General features: G+C 64.1%; 18 protein-coding genes. 6 read left to right on the forward strand and 12 right to left on the reverse strand.

Annotated features, from left to right (window positions below; all coding sequences use genetic code 11):
• Positions 1-53: 53 nt before the first annotated feature.
• From nei to ACJ8HB_RS17080, 12 genes are all read right to left on the reverse strand, one after another.
• Positions 54-845 carry an endonuclease VIII gene (gene nei, locus ACJ8HB_RS17025; protein WP_094860043.1) on the reverse strand — a complete coding sequence of 264 codons (792 nt, stop codon included), beginning with the start codon at positions 843-845 and terminating at the stop codon, positions 54-56.
• Between the two features lie 54 nt (positions 846-899).
• On the reverse strand, positions 900-1,544 hold the full coding sequence (gene pcp / locus ACJ8HB_RS17030; RefSeq protein ID WP_016928732.1) for a pyroglutamyl-peptidase I: 645 nt from the start codon (positions 1,542-1,544) through the stop codon (positions 900-902).
• A gap of 8 nt (positions 1,545-1,552) precedes the next feature.
• Positions 1,553-2,572, reverse strand: coding sequence for a DUF979 domain-containing protein (locus ACJ8HB_RS17035; RefSeq protein ID WP_094860042.1), 1,020 nt, complete (start codon positions 2,570-2,572; stop codon positions 1,553-1,555).
• On the reverse strand, positions 2,569-3,300 hold the full coding sequence (locus tag ACJ8HB_RS17040; protein WP_016928734.1) for a DUF969 domain-containing protein: 732 nt from the start codon (positions 3,298-3,300) through the stop codon (positions 2,569-2,571). Before ACJ8HB_RS17040 ends, ACJ8HB_RS17035 begins: the two co-directional genes overlap by 4 nt.
• A 62-nt stretch (positions 3,301-3,362) precedes the next feature.
• The gene (pxpA, locus tag ACJ8HB_RS17045) at positions 3,363-4,103 is read right to left on the reverse strand and encodes a 5-oxoprolinase subunit PxpA (RefSeq protein WP_033655166.1); all 741 of its coding nucleotides are present in this window, start codon (positions 4,101-4,103) and stop codon (positions 3,363-3,365) included.
• Positions 4,093-5,025: a 5-oxoprolinase subunit PxpC gene (gene pxpC / locus ACJ8HB_RS17050; protein WP_094860041.1), complete on the reverse strand. Its 933-nt coding sequence runs from the start codon at positions 5,023-5,025 to the stop codon at positions 4,093-4,095. The genes pxpA and pxpC overlap by 11 nt, the downstream gene beginning before the upstream one ends.
• Positions 5,019-5,675 carry a 5-oxoprolinase subunit PxpB gene (pxpB, locus tag ACJ8HB_RS17055; RefSeq protein ID WP_004939909.1) on the reverse strand — a complete coding sequence of 219 codons (657 nt, stop codon included), beginning with the start codon at positions 5,673-5,675 and terminating at the stop codon, positions 5,019-5,021. Before pxpB ends, pxpC begins: the two co-directional genes overlap by 7 nt.
• Before the next feature lie 159 nt (positions 5,676-5,834).
• On the reverse strand, positions 5,835-6,578 hold the full coding sequence (locus ACJ8HB_RS17060; RefSeq protein ID WP_025301873.1) for a type 2 GTP cyclohydrolase I: 744 nt from the start codon (positions 6,576-6,578) through the stop codon (positions 5,835-5,837).
• Positions 6,579-6,596: 18 nt separating this feature from the next.
• Positions 6,597-7,577 (reverse strand): MBL fold metallo-hydrolase, encoded by a 981-nt coding sequence (locus ACJ8HB_RS17065; protein ID WP_094860040.1) that lies wholly within the window; start codon positions 7,575-7,577, stop codon positions 6,597-6,599.
• Between the two features lie 22 nt (positions 7,578-7,599).
• On the reverse strand, positions 7,600-9,030 hold the full coding sequence (gene phrB, locus ACJ8HB_RS17070) for a deoxyribodipyrimidine photo-lyase (protein ID WP_094860039.1): 1,431 nt from the start codon (positions 9,028-9,030) through the stop codon (positions 7,600-7,602).
• A gap of 15 nt (positions 9,031-9,045) precedes the next feature.
• Positions 9,046-10,002, reverse strand: a complete 957-nt coding sequence (locus tag ACJ8HB_RS17075; RefSeq protein ID WP_094860038.1) for a YbgA family protein — start codon at positions 10,000-10,002, stop codon at positions 9,046-9,048.
• Positions 10,003-10,142: 140 nt separating this feature from the next.
• Complete coding sequence (locus ACJ8HB_RS17080) at positions 10,143-10,352, reverse strand: YbfA family protein (RefSeq protein WP_004939916.1); 210 nt, start codon at positions 10,350-10,352, stop codon at positions 10,143-10,145.
• 441 nt (positions 10,353-10,793) lie between these two features.
• Here ACJ8HB_RS17080 and ACJ8HB_RS17085 point away from each other — a divergent pair, with 441 nt between their 5' ends.
• The 6 genes from ACJ8HB_RS17085 (at position 10,794) to kdpE (ending at position 18,731) form a co-directional block, all read left to right on the forward strand.
• A complete protein-coding gene (locus tag ACJ8HB_RS17085; RefSeq protein ID WP_016928742.1) occupies positions 10,794-10,883 on the forward strand; it encodes a K(+)-transporting ATPase subunit F in 90 nt (29 codons plus the stop codon).
• A complete protein-coding gene (kdpA, locus tag ACJ8HB_RS17090) occupies positions 10,883-12,571 on the forward strand; it encodes a potassium-transporting ATPase subunit KdpA (protein ID WP_033647171.1) in 1,689 nt (562 codons plus the stop codon). The genes ACJ8HB_RS17085 and kdpA overlap by 1 nt, the downstream gene beginning before the upstream one ends.
• 26 nt (positions 12,572-12,597) lie before the next feature.
• On the forward strand, positions 12,598-14,667 hold the full coding sequence (gene kdpB / locus ACJ8HB_RS17095; RefSeq protein ID WP_033637460.1) for a potassium-transporting ATPase subunit KdpB: 2,070 nt from the start codon (positions 12,598-12,600) through the stop codon (positions 14,665-14,667).
• A gap of 18 nt (positions 14,668-14,685) precedes the next feature.
• A complete protein-coding gene (gene kdpC, locus ACJ8HB_RS17100) occupies positions 14,686-15,255 on the forward strand; it encodes a potassium-transporting ATPase subunit KdpC (protein WP_094860046.1) in 570 nt (189 codons plus the stop codon).
• A 73-nt stretch (positions 15,256-15,328) separates the two neighbouring features.
• Positions 15,329-18,025 carry a two-component system sensor histidine kinase KdpD gene (kdpD, locus tag ACJ8HB_RS17105; RefSeq protein ID WP_047568885.1) on the forward strand — a complete coding sequence of 899 codons (2,697 nt, stop codon included), beginning with the start codon at positions 15,329-15,331 and terminating at the stop codon, positions 18,023-18,025.
• 16 nt (positions 18,026-18,041) lie between these two features.
• Positions 18,042-18,731: a two-component system response regulator KdpE gene (gene kdpE, locus ACJ8HB_RS17110; protein ID WP_033637458.1), complete on the forward strand. Its 690-nt coding sequence runs from the start codon at positions 18,042-18,044 to the stop codon at positions 18,729-18,731.
• Positions 18,732-18,756 lie beyond the last annotated feature (25 nt).

Below are 18,756 nucleotides of genomic sequence, written 5' to 3' on the forward strand. Positions count from 1 at the left end.
CTTTCCCGGCTGAAACCGCACAGCGCCGCCCCTTCGAGCGGCGTTTTTTTTGGTTATTTCTGGCAGCCCGGGCACCAATAAAACGGCCGCGACGACAGTTCGGTACGCACGATCATCTCACCGCAGCGTTCGCAGGGCTCGCCGCTGCGATGAAACACCTTGAAGCGAAACAGCGCGCCGTGATGCCGGTTGTCATCCGCCTGCCCGCGCGTCTGGTAGGAAAGGCGCGGCACCGCCAGCAATGCTTCCGCCAGGCGGCGCAGCGCCTCCGGCGGCAGATCCTGCGGTTTGTGCTGCGGCGCCAGTTCGGCCTGCCACAGGATTTCGGCGCGCAGATAGTTACCCAATCCGGCAAGAAACGCCTGGTCGAGCAGCATGCCGCCCAGCTGCCTGCGGCGAAAACGCGGCGTCAGCAACCGCTCCGCCACATCTTCCACCGTCAACGACATGTCCAACACGTCGGGGCCGATGCGTTGCAAAAACGGGTGCTGCTCTATTTCCTCGCGCGGCCCGACGGTAATGTCGGAAGCGCTGTAGAGCAATATCGCGCTGCGGGCGGTTTCCAGCCGCACCCGCAGATCGCGCCTGGTCTCCGGCGTCTCCCCGGCCGCCGCCACTTTCCACACGCCGTACAGCTGGTTGTGGCTGTACATCGTCAGCCCGTTGGAGAAATGGGTCAGCAGCGCCTTGCCGCGCGGCTCAATGGCGACGATGCGCTCGCCGAGCAGACGCTGGCGGTAGTGTTTCAGCTGGGGAAAAGCGAAATCGACGGCGGTCAACGGCTGATCGATCACCGCCGCCGCCAGTTTGTCCGCCGCCCGGCGAATCTCCGGTCCTTCCGGCATAGACCACTCCTTACGTAGACCCGGCGCAGCGCGCTACGCCGGGGATTTTCTTGATTAATGCGTCGCGCCGCCCACCACTTTCAGATCGTGTTCCACCTGCAAAGCGATGGAAACGGCCAGCTCCAATGCAAACAGCACCGTCGAAGCCGCCATGCTCGGCGCGCCGGGGTGCGCCGCCGCCTGCTCCGGCAGATACGGGATATGGATAAAGCCGCCCTTCACCTCGCGCTGGCCGCTCAAACGGTGTAGCAGGCCATACATGACATGGTTGCACACGTAGGTGCCGGCGGTCTGCGAAACGGCGGCCGGAATGCCAGCCTCGCGCATCGAACTGACCATCGCTTTAATCGGCAAGGTACTGAAATAGGCCGCCGGACCGCCGGCGACGATCGGCTCGTCCACCGGCTGTTGCCCCTGATTGTCGGGGATACGCGCATCGTCGACGTTGATCGCCACCCGTTCAATCGTGATGTCGGTGCGGCCGCCAGCCTGGCCGATAGCCAGCACCATCACCGGCTGCACCTCGTCGATCGCCGCATTGAGCGCCTCCAGCGCCGCGCCGAACACGCACGGCAGCTGGCGCGCCACGATGCGCGTGCCGACCAGCTCCATATCATTGAGCTGCTTCACCACTTCCCAGGAGGGGTTGAGGCGCTCGCCGCCAAACGGCTCAAAGCCGGTAATCAATACTTTTTGCATCCTTACTCCTAAAGGAACATCAGGAAATACAGCAGGAACACGTTAACCAACAGCAGTAGCACGCCGGTCGGCACCTGCGCCTTGATCACCGCATTCTTGTCCGGTAGCTCCAGCAACGCCGCCGGCACGATGTTGAAGTTCGCCGCCATCGGCGTCATCAGGGTGCCGCAATAGCCGGAGAACATGCCGATCGCCGCCATCACCGCCGGGTTGCCGCCGTGCTGCAACACCAGGATCGGAATGCCGATGCCGGCGGTAACGATCGGGAAAGCGGCGAAGGCGTTGCCCATCACCATGGTCAGCACAGCCATACCGATAGCGTAGACCGCCACGGCGATAAAGCGGTTATCCACCGCCAGATACTCCTGGGTCAAATGCGAGATCGCGGTGCCGACGCCGGCGACGGTAAACAGCAGCCCCAGCGTGGCGAGGATCTGCGGCAGAATGAACGCCCAGCCGATCGAATCCAGCAAGCGCCGCGCTTCCTGCACTGGCTGCAGGGCCTTCTCGTGGGTCATTTTCACCGCGATCGCCAAGCCAATCAGGCAGCCGACGGTCATCGAGAACAGGGTGATCAGCGTCGCATGGTTGCCGCTGCCGAATACTGCGCTTTGCAACGCCGGCACGTTGTTGAACAGCAGCACGCCGATCACCGTCACCACCGGGATTGCCAGAGCGGGGATAAACAGCTTGTTGCCCAGGCGCTTGGCGCTGGCCTCGCGCTCCTGCGGCGCCCGCTGGTGATAGCTGCCGAGGCGCACACCGCCAAAGCCGGCGATCAGGGCCATCACCACCACCACCACGCCAACGATGATATGCAGCATGCGTTTTTCGTTGCTGCCCTCGCCCAGCACATCGCCCAACAGGCGGTAAGTCCAGTCGCCGACCAGGAACACCAGGCCGTACAGCCCCCAAAACAGCCCGGTGGTGATGCGGCGCGGGTTGGCGCGATCGCGAAAGGACATCACCGCCACAATCAGCAGCACCGCGCCGGCCAGCCAGTAGAGGTATTGTTGCTGGAAGTTCATCGTGCCTCCCCCTTCGCCTGCAGCGCCGCCTGATTCAGCTGCGCCAGCTCGGCGCTCAGCTGCTTATCCATCCGATACAGCCGAAACGCGTGGATCAGGAAAGCGAAAATCGCGGTCGGAATGCCCCACAGCGCGATATGCAGCGGCTCGGTCTGAATGCCGCCGGACTCCAACATAAAGTTGTGCATGAAGATGATCGCGCCGAAGGCGACGAAGATATCCTCACCGAAGAACAGCCCGACGTTGTCGGTCGCGGCCGACATGGCGCGCAGACGGTGGCGCGTGCGCTCCGGCAGCTCTCCGTAGCGGTTTTCCGTCGCCCCTTCCGCCATCGGCGCCAGCAGCGGCCGCACCATCTGCGGATGCCCGCCCAGGCTGGTCAGCCCCATCGCCGCGGTAATCTCGCGCACGAACAGGTACACGATCAGCAGACGGCCGGCGGTGGCGCTTTTGATCTTGGCGATCCACGCCTGCGCGCGTTCTTTCAGCCCGTGGCGCTCCAGCAGGCCGATCACCGCCAGCGGCAGCAGCAGGATCAGCGGCAGGTTGCGGGTATTGAGAAAGCCCTCGCCGAGCTTTTCCAGAATGACGTCCAGCGGCATCAGCGCCGCCAGACCGGTGATGATACCGGCGGCGATCACCACCAGCACCGGGTTGAAACGCAATACAAACCCGACCACGATGGCGGCGATGCCAATCAGTGGCCAGAGATTCACGGCCTGTTCCATAGTCTTCCCTCGATATTTTCTAATAGTTTTTTGCTTGTGATGTTGTGTCTTGCTTTATTGCTTTACTGCTCCGCGCTGACGCGGATGCCCTGCTGAACAAAACTGTCCCGCAGCTTGCGCGCATACGCCAGCGCATGCTCGCCGTCCCCGTGCAGGCAGACGGTTTCCGCCTGAACGGCAGTCCAGACGCCATCCACGCTGCGCACCCGGTGATGGCGCACCATCTCCAGCGTTTGCGCCAGCGCCTGTTCGTCATCCTCAATCAGCGCCCCCGGCAAACCGCGCGGCACCAGCGTGCCGTCGGCCTGATAGCCGCGATCGGCGAACACCTCTTGCCGGGTGGTCAGACCGAGTTTTTCCCCGGCGCGAATCAGCTCGCTGCCGGCCAGCCCCACCAGCCGCAGCGCCGGATCGACCGCCTGCACCGCCCGGGCGATCGCTTCCGCCAGCGCCGGCTCAACCGCCGCCTGGTTGTACAGCATGCCGTGCGGCTTAACGTGCACCATCACCCCGCCCTCGGCGCGGGCTATGGCCGCCAGCGCCCCGAGCTGATACACCACCTGTGCGTACACCGTTTCCGGCGGCAGCTGCATGCGGGTGCGGCCGAAGTTCTCCCGATCGGGAAAACTCGGGTGGGCGCCGATCGCCACGCCGTACTGCAATGCCCAGCGCACCGACTGGCGCATGGTCTGCGCATCGCCGGCGTGAAAGCCGCAGGCGATGTTGGCCGAGCTCACCAATTGCAACAGCGCCTGGTCGTTGGCGCAGCCTTCGCCGAGATCGGCGTTCAAATCAACGATCATGTAACCCCCAGGCAATCTGTCGAAGGAAGAGATCCTGCTCGGCTTTGGCGCGCTGCGCCTCGGCCAGTGAGCAGAGAACGAAGTGGACCGGTTCGCCGAGACGGATCTGCGCCAAGTGGTAGAGATCGGCCTCGATCACGCAGGCGATACGCGGGTAACCGCCGGTGGTTTGCGCATCGGCCATCAGCACGATCGGCTGGCCGTTGTGCGGCACCTGCACCACGCCGGGCAGCAGGCCGTGCGACAGCATCTCGCGGTCGGTGGTGCGCTCCAGCGGCGTGCCGCCGTGCAGGCGGTAGCCCATGCGGTTGCTCTGCGGGCTGAGCTGCCAGGCGGTGCGCCAGAACGTGTCCTGCGCCTCTTCGCTGAACTCAGCGTACTCCGGCCCCGGCAGCGCGCGGATGCGGTTGGTGAACAGCAGCTGCTTCACGCCGCAGCGGTGTTGCGGCAGCGCGGTGGATTTGCCCAGCGGCAGCCGATCGCCATCCTTCAGATTACGGCCTTCGTGGCCGCCAAAGGCGGCTTTCATGTCGGTGCTGCACGAGCCCAGCATTTCCGGCACGGCGATGCCGCCCGAGATCGCCAGGTAGCTGCGCATGCCGCGTTTCGGCGTGCCCAGCGCCAGCCGCTGCCCCTTTTTCACCGGGTAGCGCCAGCCGGTCCACAGCGGCTTGCCGTCCAGCTGCGCGTCGCAGCCGGCACCGGTCAAGGCGATCCAGCCAGGGCGGGTAAACTCGGCGCTGAACTGGCCGAGGGTGATCTCCAGCCCGGCGGCCTCCGGCGCATTGCCCACCAGCAGGTTGGCGATCTTCAGCGCCGGTTGATCCAGCGCCCCGCCGGTGCTGATGCCCAGGCGGCGGAATCCCTCGCGGCCCAAATCCTGCACCGTGGTATAGATGCCGGCACGCTGAATAATCAGCATACGCCCTCCTTCTGCGGCACGAAGCGCACGTTATCGCCCGGGCGCAGCAGCGTCGGCGGCATTTCATGCGGATTGAACAGCGCCAGCGGCGTGCGGCCGATCAGCTGCCAGCCGCCGGGCGTCACCAGCGGATAGATACCGGTCTGGCCGCCGCCGATGCCAACGGAGCCGGCCGCCACCGCCAAACGCGGTTCCGCGCGGCGCGGCGTCGCCAGTTGTTCCGGCATGCCGCCCAAATAGGAGAAGCCCGGCTGAAAGCCGAGGAAATAGACCACGTAGGCCGCCGCCGCGTGGCATTCCACCACCTGCCGCGGCGTCATGCCGGTATGGCGCGCCACTTCATCCAGATCGGGGCCTTGCTCCCCGCCGTAGACCACCGGAATATCCACCTGGCGCGATTCCGGCGTCAGGCTCTCTTTGCTTTCCCAACCTTGCTGCAGCAGCGCGAGCATCGCTTCGGCGTCGGCCTGCGGCGTATGCAGCAACAGCGTCAGGTTATTCATCCCCGGCACCACTTCCCGCACGTCGGGGTGGTGATTCAGCTTTTCCGCCAGCGCCCAGATGCGCTGCTGGCTCGGTAAGGTCACCGGCGGCGACAGTTCAAGCACTACCGCTCTTTCACCCAACAGGTAATAACGTGCTTGTTGCACCCTTATTCTCCTTATTATTATCGCGATGAAAAACACACCAGTTATGCGTGACGCGGCCCCGGCTGTCAATAGAACGCAACCATAGGGAAAATAAGGAAATAGCGCGGTAGAAGGATTCAGCCGGCGCGCAGGCCGGGCTGGATCCGGGGAAGAAAAAAATCAGGCGGGATTCGGGATGTCGATAAAGGTCACATCAAAGCCGTGGTGCTGCGCCAGCCAGTCGCCCAGCGCCTTCACGCCGCCGCGCTCGGTGGCGTGGTGGCCGGCGGCGAAGAAATGCACGCCCATTTCGCGCGCGCTGTGAATGGTCTGCTCAGACACTTCACCGCTGATGAACGCATCGACGCCGAAGCGCGCCGCGCTGTCGATAAAGCCCTGGCCGCCGCCGGTGCACCAGGCCACCCGGCGAATGTGCTCAGGCGCGTTATCGCCGCAGTGCAGCACCGCGCGCCCCAGCCGGCTTTCGATACGCTGCTGCAGCGCTTCGCCGGTCAGCGGCTGTTCAAATTCGCCGTGCGGCACCAGCGGCTCGACGTCGCCAATCACCCGAATACCCAGCGCCTGCGCCAGCTGCGCGTTGTTGCCCAGCACCGGATGCGCGTCCAGCGGCAGGTGGTAGCCATACAGGTTGATATCGTGGGTCAGCAGCGTTTTCAGGCGGTTGCGCTTCATGCCGCGCACCGCCGGCGCCTCGTTTTTCCAGAAATAGCCGTGGTGCACGATAATCGCGTCGGCCTGATGCGCCACCGCGGCGTCCAGCAGCGCCTGACAGGCGGTGACGCCGGTCACGATGCGCTGCACGTGCGGGCGGCCTTCCACCTGCAATCCGTTGGGGGCGTAGTCCTGAAACGCCGCGGCGTTCAGTTCCGTGTTGATCAGTTGTTCCAGATCGAGGTTACGCATTCTCTTCTCTCTTCATAGTCAAAATGTCTGCCGGTCGCCCTGCGCCATCAGGATGAATTTCACCCCCAGATCGTTGCCCTGCGCCAGCTGTTGCGCAATGGCGGCGCGCGCATCTTCGCCCTGCTTCAGGCTGGGCTTGATGTGGCTGATCACCACCGGCAAACCGTTCAGCGAGCCTTCGCCGCCGCTGTACTGCGTCAGGTTCTTCAGCTCCTTCAGCAGCCAGGCCGGCGTCAAATGGCCGTACAGATGTTTATCCTCCACCCCGTTAGGGTAAGAGGTTTCGATAATCATGCCCTTGAGCTTCTTCTGCTCGACAAGCGGCCCCAGCGCGCGCCAGACGGTATCGAGATCGCGCGACTGCTCCACCTTATCCGGCCCGGTATCGCCGAAGTAGGCGAAGAACTCGCTGCCGTTGGAAATCAGCAGCATCGACGAAGGATAGCGATCGTGGCTGAGCGGGTACATCACGCCGGTCAATCCGGTCAGACCGAGGGTAAACCGCTGCTGCGGCCGCACCGTTTGCAGCCGGTAGGTGCCCAGCCGCGAGCCGTTGCCGGCGTCGGTAAAGTTCGGCCACGCCTTCCAGTTGAAGTAGTGATTACGCAGGGTCAGTACCGTGTCCGCTTGGGCGTAAACGGTTTTTTTATTGTCCTCGGGCGAGCCGAGGATCAGCCCCGCCACGTGGTCCAGGTGGCCGTGGCTGATAAAGTAGCTGCCGATCAACTGCCGGAACACATAGCCCTGCGGCGTGTAAGGCGCGGCCAGCTCGGGCGTCACCTGCGGGAAGTTGCCCTTCTCCAGCCCTTTGGCGATGCCCGGCAGCAGCGAACCGGCGTCCAGCGCCACATACCGCGGCTGATTGTCGCTGCGGATCAGGTAGGAAGTCAGGTTGCCGTCGCTGACGCCGCCGTCGACGCCGAGCGCCACCACGTCAAAGCCGGCGATCGCCAGCGCGGAATAGCCGCTCAGGCACAGGGCCAGCACCTTTTTCATCATTGCGTCGCTCCTTGCAGTTGCCTCAAGACTCTCCCCGTTTTGCCGCCTCGAACGCCGCCAGCGTCTCCAGCCGGGCTTGCTTATGATCGACGATCGGCAGCGGGTAGTTCAGCGTGCATCGCTGCTTTTCCGCCCAGCGATGGGGATGATGGATGTCATTGTCGGGCACATCCGCCAGTTCCGGCAACCATTTACGGATAAAAGTGCCTTGTGGATCAAAACGTTCACCCTGAGTCGTCGGGTTGAAGATGCGGAAATACGGCGCGGCGTCGGTGCCGGTGGATGCCGCCCACTGCCAGCCGCCGTTATTGGCCGCCAGATCCCCATCCAGCAGTTGCGACATGAAATAGCGCTCCCCGGCGCGCCAGTCGATCAACAGATCCTTCACCAGAAAACTGGCGCTGATCATGCGCAGCCGGTTGTGCATCCAGCCGGTGGCGTTCAGCTGGCGCATGGCGGCATCGACGATCGGGTAGCCTGTTTCGCCCCGCTGCCAGGCGTGCAGCTTCGCCGCGTCATCGCACCAGCGCACCTTGTCCGTCCAGGCAATAAACGGCCGATGGCGGCACAGATCGGGATAGGCCATCAGCAGATGGCGATAGAACTCGCGCCAAATCAGCTCGTTTAGCCAGGCGAAGGCGCCGCTTTCGCGATCTTCCAGCAGCTGCGGGCATTCGGCGCGCAGGCGGTTGAAGCACTGGCGCGGCGACAGCGTGCCGATCGCCAGATAGGGCGACAGGCTACTGGTGCCGGCGAGGGCCGGCAGATCGCGCTGCCGGAGGTAATCCTGCACCTGCTCGCGGCAAAAGGCACGCAGCCGCTGCAACGCGGCCTCCTCGCCGGCGGGATAGCCATCCCCAGTCTCCGCCGTAGGGTAATCGAACGCCGCCGGCGCTTCAGGCGCAGGTAACGCACCACCGGCGCGGATCTTCGGCGCCGGCAGGCAGCTCACGTCGGACTCGGTCAGGCGTTGAAGAAAAGCGTTGCGAAACGGCGTATAGACCTTGTACATCTCGCCGCCGCCGGTGAGTACGCTGCCCGGCGGCAACAGCAGGCTGTCATCGAAACCGTGACACCTCACCCGGCCACTCAACCGCTGTTCTAGCCGCGCATCGCGCCGCCGTTCGTTCAGTTCGTACTGGCGATTGTAAAACAGCGCATCCACCTGCTCTCGCTCGCAATAGTCCGCCAGCCAGTCGATCGACGCGGCAAAGTCCGCACAGGAATGGCAATGCAGCGCAATGCCCTTGTGCGCCAGCGCCTGCTGCACCGCCTGCAGGCTGGCGTGGATCAGCGCCGCCTGCCGCGGCGCCATCTCATGTTGCCGCCACTGCTGCGGTGTGGCGATAAACACCGCCAGCACCCGGGCTTCGGGATCGCTGCAGGCGGCGTGCAGGGCTTTGTTGTCGGTGATACGCAGATCGTTACGCAACCAGACCAGATGCGTGGTCATAAAACTCCTTGTCAATCAATGGCCGTAACGCAAACGCAGCGCCTCCGGATAAGGTTCGAAATAGCGTTGTTCCGCCAGATAGCGATCGGGGTATTCCGCCATGTAATGCTTGAGCAGCGCGATCGGCGCCAACAGCGGCTGCATGCCCTGCCGGTAGCGGTCGATCAGTTGCGCCAGCTCCTGGCGCTGCGCCGCGCTGAGCTGACGGCGGAAGTAGCCCTGCACGTGCATCAACACGTTGGTGTGGTTGCGCCGCGTCGCTTTGTGCGCCAACAGCGCCATCAGGCGGCTGCGGTATTCCACGGCGAAGGCCTCCAGCGAATCCCAGCGGTGAATATCGGCGACGAAGCGCCCCAATTCGCGATACGCCGGCTGCGAATGCGCCAGCAGCGACAGCTTGTAGCGGCTGTGAAACGCGATCAGCCCGCCGCGGGTCAGCCCCTGGCGCCACAGCATGTTCAACTCGTACAGCGCGTACACCCGCTCGATAAAGTTTTCCCGCAGTGCCGCATCCTGCAATCGTCCGTCTTCTTCCACCGGCAGCCACGGCATCTGGCGCAGCAGTTCCGCGGTAAACAGCCCGACGCCGTTTTTACGCGAGTCCTTGCCGTTTTCGCTGTAGACCCGCACCCGCTCCAGGCCGCAGCTCGGTGACTTGGCGCAGACGATATAGCCGCACAGATGCTGCAAGGCCGCCACGCGCTGCGCGGAGAAGCCGCGCATCTCCTCGGTCAAATCCACGCCGGCGTCGTTGCTGTAGCGCATCGCCGGCCACGGCTGCGCCTGCTTCACCAAGCGCAGCGCCGGGCGTGGCGTAGGCAGGCCGATCGCCATTTCCGGGCAAACGGGCTCAAAGCGCACATAGGGCGCCAACTGTTCCACCGCAAAGGCCAGCCGTTTGTGGCCGCCGTCGAAACGCACCGCGTCGCCCAGTAAACAGGCGCTGATGCCGATAGGGATCTTGTCGCTCATACCGCTCTCCCGTGTTGTTGACCGATGAGGAAAGTGTAGAAGAATGGCTTGCCGAATACGACCTTGCGCTTGATAGGGCCGACTATAGGCATAAAAAAACCCTCGCCGCAGGGCGAGGGTTTTCGTGAATCGGCAGTGGCTCAGTAGAAATCGCAGGACGCCAGTTCCGCCTGCTGCAGCCAGACCGGCTTATCGCTGGTTTTTGACCAGACGCGGTGCAGGTAGCTGTAAAAACGCCCGCGATCGCTGCGGAACAGCATCACCGGCAGGGCCAAAATGCCCGCGATAACCACTGCGCTGCGGCGCAGGAGAATCCGATGCAGTGAATAAGCGTGATAGGTCGTAGACATGCGAACCTCCTTAAAAACGCCTGCCGTTGATTTGTCAGGGAAAACGGCGTCGGCGTATCAAATGAACAATCGGTAATTTGGTAACTGGACAAAATTTTAGCGCACTTGATGAAAGTTTACTACTCATCCGACCACTAAATCGCACAAAAAATCGCTAATCGCCGCCGCGATCCGTAATTTTGTTACAGCAAGGTTAATTTTTAACTTACCATGAGTTACATTGTGGTTATTATCTGGTTCATTATTTCCCGCTTACGCCTGTTCTCCCTCCCCCATCAGGGACAATCTCGCCACCGGCCTGATGATTGAAATGCTAAATTTTCGCTGAAATTTCAGCCATTTTTATACTTTTTTTACACCCGCCCGCGCGATTTTTTCATCTTCTTTCTACCCCTCTCCCTACACTGCTTCTATCAAAAACAACACCTCTGGAGGTGTCCCGTGAGTTTCAGCGTTATTGGTGGTGCGCTGTTGGTTCTGCTGCTGTTGGCCTATCTGGTCTACGCCCTGTTTAACGCGGAGGATTTCTGATGGCGGCTTCAGCCTTTTTACTGATCGCCAGCTTCCTGCTGGTGCTTCTGCTGCTGGCCCGGCCGCTGGGCGGCTTTATGGCGCGCCTGATCGAAGGTGAGCCGCTGCCTGCGCTGCGCGGGGTGGAAGCCGGCGTCTGGCGCGCCTGCGGCATCCGCGTCACCGAGATGAACTGGTGGCAGTACGCGCTGGCAATACTGGCGTTCAACCTGCTCGGCCTGGCGCTGCTGTTCGCCCTGCTGATGACGCAAGGTTCGCTGCCGCTCAACCCGCAAGGCTTCCCGGGCCTCTCCTGGGATCTGGCGCTCAACACCGCCGTCAGCTTCGTCACCAACACCAACTGGCAAGCCTACAGCGGCGAAAGCGCCCTCAGCTATTTAAGCCAGATGGCCGGGCTGGCGGTGCAGAACTTCGTCTCCGCCGCCACCGGCATCGCCGTGGCCTTTGCGCTGATCCGCGCCTTTACCCGCCGCGCCGGCAAGACCGTCGGCAACGCCTGGGCCGATCTGTTCCGCATCACGCTGTATGTGCTGCTGCCGATCGCGCTGCTGATCGCCCTGTTCTTCGTCAGCCAGGGCACGCTGCAAAACTTCCTGCCTTACCTGCACGTCACCACGCTCGAAGGCGCGCAGCAGACGCTGCCGATGGGGCCGGTGGCCTCGCAGGAAGCGATCAAGATGCTCGGCACCAACGGCGGCGGCTTCTTCGGCGCCAACTCGGCGCACCCGTTCGAGAACCCAACCGTGCTGACCAACTTCGTGCAGATGCTGGCCATCTTCCTGATCCCCTGCGCGCTGTGCTTCTCCTTCGGCCAGTTGGCCGGTGAAAACCGCCAGGGCCATGCGCTGATCTGGGCGATGGCGCTGATCTTCGTGGCGGCGGTGGTGGCGGTGATGGTCGCCGAGCTGGCAGGCAACCCGCACCTGAGCGCGCTGGGCGCCGACAGCAACATCAATATGGAAGGCAAAGAGTCGCGCTTCGGCATTCTCGCCACCAGCCTGTTCTCGGTAGTCACCACCGCCGCGTCCTGCGGGGCGGTCAACGCCATGCACGACTCCTTCACCGCGCTGGGCGGCATGGTGCCGATGTGGCTGATGCAGATCGGCGAAGTGGTGTTCGGCGGCGTCGGCTCCGGCCTGTACGGCATGCTGCTGTTCGTGCTGCTGACGGTGTTTATCGCCGGTCTGATGATCGGCCGCACCCCGGAATATCTGGGCAAGAAGATCGACGTTTACGACATGAAGATGACCGCGCTGGCGATCCTGGTCACGCCGACGCTGGTGCTGCTGGGCAGCGCGCTGGCCATCGGCACCGACGCGGGCCGCGCCGGCATCCTCAACCCGGGCGCCCACGGCTTCAGCGAAGTGCTGTACGCCCTGTCCTCCGCCGCCAACAACAACGGCAGCGCCTTCGCCGGGTTGAGCGTCAATACGCCGTTCTACAACCTGCTGCTGGCCTTCGCCATGTTCGTCGGCCGCTTCGGGGTGATCCTGCCGGTGCTGGCGATTGCCGGCTCGCTGAGCGCCAAGCAGCGCCAGCCGGCGGGCAACGGCACCCTGCCGACCTATGGGCCGCTGTTTATCGGCCTGCTGATCGGCACCGTGCTGCTGGTGGGCGCGCTGACCTTCGTGCCGGCGCTGGCGCTGGGCCCGGTGGCCGAGCATTTGCAGCTTTGGTTGGCAAACTAATCGACGTCACAGAGAGAGAATAAGAGATGACTCGCAAACAACGCGCGCTGTTTGAACCGGCTCTGGTGCGCACCGCGCTGATCGATGCGGTGAAAAAACTGGACCCTCGCGTTCAATGGCGCAACCCGGTGATGTTCGTGGTGTATATCGGCAGCATTCTGACCACCGCCATCTGGCTGGCGATCCTCACCGGCCAAACCGACGGCGCCGCCGCCTTCACCGGCAGCGTCGCCCTGTGGCTGTGGTTCACCGTGCTGTTCGCCAACTTCGCCGAGGCGCTGGCCGAAGGGCGTAGCAAGGCCCAGGCGGAAAGCCTGAAGGGCACCAAGAAAACCAGCTGGGCGAAAAAGCTGGCCGGCCCGCGCCGCGACGGCGCCACGGAGAAAGTGGCCGCCGAGAGCCTGCGCAAAGGCGATATCGTGCTGGTGGAAGCCGGCGATACCATCCCGTGCGACGGCGAAGTGCTGGAAGGCGGCGCCTCGGTGGATGAAAGCGCCATCACCGGCGAATCCGCGCCGGTGATCCGCGAGTCCGGCGGCGACTTCTCCTCGGTCACCGGCGGCACCCGCGTGCTGTCCGACTGGCTGGTGGTGCAGTGCAGCGTCAACCCGGGGGAAACCTTCCTCGATCGCATGATCGCCATGGTGGAAGGCGCCAAACGCCGCAAAACGCCGAACGAGATCGCGCTGACCATCCTGCTGGTGGCGCTGACCATCGTGTTCGTCCTAGCCACCGCCACCCTGTTCCCGTTCTCGCAATACAGCGTGGAAGCGGCCGGCAGCGGCAGCGTGGTCACCATCACCGTGCTGGTCGCGCTGCTGGTCTGCCTGATCCCCACCACTATCGGCGGCCTGCTGTCCGCCATCGGCGTGGCCGGGATGAGCCGCATGCTCGGCGCCAACGTGATCGCCACCAGCGGCCGCGCGGTGGAAGCCGCCGGCGACGTGGACGTGCTGCTGCTGGATAAAACCGGCACCATCACGCTGGGCAACCGCCAGGCTTCGGAGTTCCTGCCGGCGCCGGGCGTGAAAGAGCAAGAGCTGGCGGACGCCGCGCAGCTGGCCTCGCTGGCGGACGAAACGCCGGAAGGCCGCAGCATCGTGGTGCTGGCCAAACAGCGCTTCAACCTGCGCGAACGCGATCTGCAGGCGCTGAACGCCACCTTCGTGCCCTTCTCCGCCCAGACCCGCATGAGCGGCGTCAACGTGCAGGAGCGCATGATCCGCAAAGGCGCGGTGGACGCCATTCGCCGCCACGTCGAAACCAATCAGGGCCACTTCCCGCGGGCGGTGGACGATCTGGTGGAAAGCGTGGCGCGCACCGGCGGCACGCCGCTGGTGGTGGCGGAAGGCGCCCGGGTGCTGGGCGTGGTGGCGCTGAAGGATATCGTCAAGGGCGGCATCAAGGAACGCTTCAATGAGCTGCGCAAGATGGGCATCAAAACGGTGATGATCACCGGCGATAACCCGCTGACCGCGGCGGCGATCGCCGCCGAAGCCGGGGTGGACGATTTCCTGTCGGAAGCCACGCCGGAAGCCAAGCTGGCGCTGATCCGCCAGTATCAGGGAGAAGGTCGTTTGGTGGCGATGACCGGCGACGGCACCAACGACGCCCCGGCGCTGGCGCAGGCCGATGTGGCGGTGGCGATGAACTCCGGCACCCAGGCCGCCAAAGAGGCGGGCAACATGGTCGATCTGGATTCCAACCCGACCAAGCTGATCGAAGTGGTGCACATCGGCAAACAGATGCTGATGACGCGCGGCTCGCTGACCACCTTCAGCATCGCCAACGACGTGGCCAAATACTTCGCCATCATTCCGGCGGCGTTCGCGGCCACCTACCCGCAGCTGAACGCGCTGAACGTGATGCACCTGCACTCCCCCGCCTCCGCCATCATGTCGGCGGTGATCTTCAACGCCCTGGTGATCGTGTTCCTGATCCCGCTGGCGCTGAAAGGGGTGAGCTATAAACCGATGAGCGCCGCGGCCCTGCTGCGCCGCAACCTGTGGCTGTACGGGGTCGGCGGTCTGCTGGTGCCGTTCGTCGGCATCAAATTGATCGACCTGATCCTGGTCGCGCTGCACGTCGCCGGTTAACCATTGAGGGAAATGAACATGACTTATTTACGACCTGCGCTGGTGATGCTGATTTTGCTGACGCTGATCACCGGCATCGCCTATCCGCTGCTGACCACCGGGCTGGCGCAGCTGCTGTTTCCGGCCGCGGCCAACGGCTCGCTGCTGTACCAAGGCGACAAGGCGGTCGGCTCCGCGCTGATCGGCCAGAACTTTACGCGCGCCGACTATTTCTGGGGCCGCCCGTCGGCCACCGGCGATTCGGCCTATAATCCACAGGCCTCCGCCGGCAGCAACCTGGCGGCCACCAACCCGGCGCTGGATAAGGCTATCGCCGAACGCGCAGCGCAGCTGCGCCAGGCCAACCCGACAATGAGCGGCCCGATCCCGGTCGATCTGCTGACTGCCTCCGGCAGCGGGTTGGATCCGCAGATCTCGATCGCCGCCGCGCAATATCAGCTGGCGCGGGTCGCGGCGGCGCGTCATCTGCCGCCGGAACAGGTCGCCAAACTGATCGACGACAATACCGATCGGGCCACGCCCAACTTCATGGGGGAATCGGTGGTCAACGTGCTGAAGCTGAACCTGGCGCTGGATGCGTTGAAGTAACGCGCCGTATTCAGCATAGTGATAGGGTTCGGCATGCCGAACCCCTTTTTGCTTGGTAACACAAGGAATTGTCATGGTCGAAGAAGAGCAGCAGCGCCCCGATCCCGATAGCCTGCTGGCGCTGGCCAATGAAAAGCCGCGCGGCCGGTTGAAGGTATTCTTCGGCGCCTGCGCCGGCGTGGGCAAAACCTACGCCATGCTGCAGGAGGCCCAGCGTTTGCGCGCTCAGGGGCTGGACGTGCTGGTCGGCGTGGTGGAAACCCACGGCCGCAGCGAAACCGCCGCCCTGCTCGACGGCCTGTCGCTGCTGCCGCAAAAACGCATCCAGCATCGCGGCCGGCTGGTGCATGAATTCGATCTCGACGCCGCGCTGGCGCGCCACCCGGCGCTGGTGCTGATGGACGAACTGGCGCACAGCAACGCCCAGGGTTCGCGCCACCCCAAACGCTGGCAGGATGTGGAAGAGCTGCTGGACGCCGGCATCGACGTGCTGACTACCGTCAACGTGCAGCATCTGGAAAGCCTGAACGACGTCGTGGGCGGCGTGACCGGCGTGCGGGTGCGCGAAACGGTGCCCGACCACGTGTTTGACGAAGCCGCCGAAGTGGTGCTGGTCGATCTGCCGCCGGACGATCTGCGCCGGCGGCTGCACGAAGGCAAAGTGTATATTCCCGGTCAGGCCGAGCGCGCCATCGAGCACTTCTTTCGCAAAGGCAACCTGATCGCCCTGCGCGAGCTGGCGCTGCGCCGCACCGCCGATCGGGTCGATGATCAGATGCGCGAGTTTCGCGATACCCAGGGGCGCGAGAAAGTGTGGCACACCCGCGACAGCATTCTGCTGTGCGTCGGCCACAACAGCGGCAACGAAAAGCTGGTGCGCATCGCCGCCCGGCTGGCGGCGCGGCTCGGCTGCCACTGGCATGCGGTCTACGTGGAAACCCCCAAGCTGCACCGGCTACCGGAAAACCAGCGCCGCGCCATTCTGCGCGCGCTGCGGCTGGCGCAGGAGCTGGGGGCAGAAACCGCCACCCTGGCCGATCCGTCCGAAGAGCGCGCGGTGCTGCGCTACGCCCGCGAGCATAACCTCGGCAAAATCATCATCGGCCGCCGCAGCGAACAGCGCTGGAAGCTGCGCGGCAGCTTCGCCGATCGCCTCGGCCGGCTGGGCCCGGATCTCGATCTGGTGATCGTGGCGCTGGAGAACGACGCCGCGCAGCCGCCGCCGGGCAAGGAGCACGACGGCCGCAGCTTCAATGAGAAATGGCGCATGCAGCTGCGCGGCTGCGCGGTGGCGGTGGCGCTGTGCGCGCTGATCACCCTGCTCTCGCAGTGGCTGCTGCCGGGCTTCGATCAGGCCAACCTGGTGATGATCTATCTGCTCGGCGTGGCGATCGTCGCGCTGTTCTTCGGCCGCTGGCCGTCGGTGCTGGCGGCGGTGATCAACGTCGCCAGCTTCGATCTGTTCTTCGTCCAGCCCGAATGGTCGTTCGCCGTCAGCGATATGCAGTATCTGCTGACCTTCGGCGTGATGCTCGCCGTCGGCATCATCATCGGCAACCTGACCGCCGGGGTGCGTTATCAGGCCCGGGTGGCGCGCTACCGCGAGCAGCGGGCGCGTCACCTGTACGAAATGTCGCGCGGGCTGAGCCGCGCGCTGACCGTGGCCGACATCGCCAACACCAGCCGCCACTTCCTCTCCAGCAGTTTCCAGGCGAAAACCGTGCTGCTGCTGCCGCAGGAAGACGGCCGCCTGCAACAGATGGTCGGCGAGGAAGGCGGGCTGCTGTCGGTTGATGAAGCCATCGCGCGCTGGAGCTTCGACAAAGGCCTGCCGGCAGGTGCCGGCACCGACACCCTGCCCGGCGTGCCTTACCAGCTGCTGCCGCTCAATACCCCTAAGCAGACCTTCGGCCTGCTGGCGATCGAGCCCAACAACCTGCGCCAGCTGATGGTGCCGGAACAGCAGCGGCTGCTGCAGACCTTCGCGGTGCTGATCGCCAGCGCGCTGGAGCGGCTGCACCTGGCGCGCAGCGCCGAAGAAGCCAAGTTGGACGCCGAGCGCGAACAGCTGCGCAACTCCCTGCTGGCGGCGCTGTCGCACGATCTGCGCACGCCGCTGACCGTGCTGTTCGGCCAGGCGGAAATCCTCACGCTGGACCTGGCGGCCGAAGGCTCCAATCACGCCACCCAGGCCAGCCAGATCCGCCAGCAGGTGCTGAGCACCACCCGGCTGGTGAACAACCTGCTGGATATGGCGCGCATCCAGTCCGGCGGTTTCAGCCTGCGGAAAGAGTGGCAGTCGCTGGAAGAGATCGTCGGCGCCTCGCTGCACATGCTGGAGCCGCTGCTCATCCAGCATCCGATCGTGGTCGAGCTGCCGCCGGAACAGATCCTGGTCAACTGCGACGGCAGCCTGCTGGAACGGGTGTTCACCAACCTGTTGGAAAACGCCAATAAATACGCCGGCGCCGAGGCCACCATCGGCATTCGCGCCCGCACGCTGCCCGAGTGGCTGGAAGTCGAGGTCTGGGATAACGGCCCCGGCATCCCCGCCGATCAGCTGCAGCTGATTTTCGACAAGTTTTCACGCGGCAATAAAGAGTCGGCGATCCCCGGCGTCGGCTTGGGGTTAGCGATTTGCCGTGCCATTATTGAAGTGCATGATGGCCGCATCTGGGCGGAAAACGGCGCCAACGGCGGCGCCAGCTTCCGCTTCGTGCTGCCGCTGGAAAAACCGCCCGAGATCGACGGTGACGCCTTCGATCTGTAATCAACGCAGGGGAAACGTGAGCATAACGCCAACCAACATTCTGATTGTTGAAGATGAAAAAGAGATCCGCCGCTTCGTGCGCACCGCGCTGGAGAGCGAAGGCCTGCGGGTGTTTGAAAGTGAAACGCTGCAGCGCGGGCTGATTGAAGCCGGCACGCGCAAACCGGATCTGATCATCCTTGATTTGGGGTTGCCGGATGGCGACGGGCTGAGTTACATCCGCGATCTGCGGCAGTGGAGCGCCATTCCGGTGATCGTGCTGTCGGCACGCAACGCCGAGGAGGACAAGATCGCCGCACTGGACGCCGGCGCCGACGACTACCTCAGCAAGCCGTTCGGCATCGGCGAGCTGCTGGCGCGGGTGCGGGTCGCGCTGCGCCGCCACTCCGCCAGCCAGCAGGAAAGCCCGCTGGTGAGTTTTTCAGCGATCACCGTCGATCTGGTGAATCGCCGGGTGCTGCGCAACGACGAAGATTTGCACCTGACGCCGATCGAGTTTCGCCTGCTGGCGGAACTGCTGGCCAACGCCGGCAAGGTGATCACCCAACGTCAGCTGTTGAGCCACGTCTGGGGGCCGAACTACGTGGAGCACAGCCACTACCTGCGCATCTACATGGGCCATCTGCGGCAGAAGCTGGAAGCCGATCCGGCCCGGCCCAAACACCTGCTGACCGAAACCGGCGTCGGCTACCGCTTCATGCCTTAACCCCGGCGGGCGCGGTGTGCCGCGC

The sequence above is a fragment of the Serratia sp. CY27727 genome (assembly GCF_052169275.1).
GTDB classification, from domain to species: Bacteria; Pseudomonadota; Gammaproteobacteria; order Enterobacterales; family Enterobacteriaceae; genus Serratia; species Serratia sarumanii.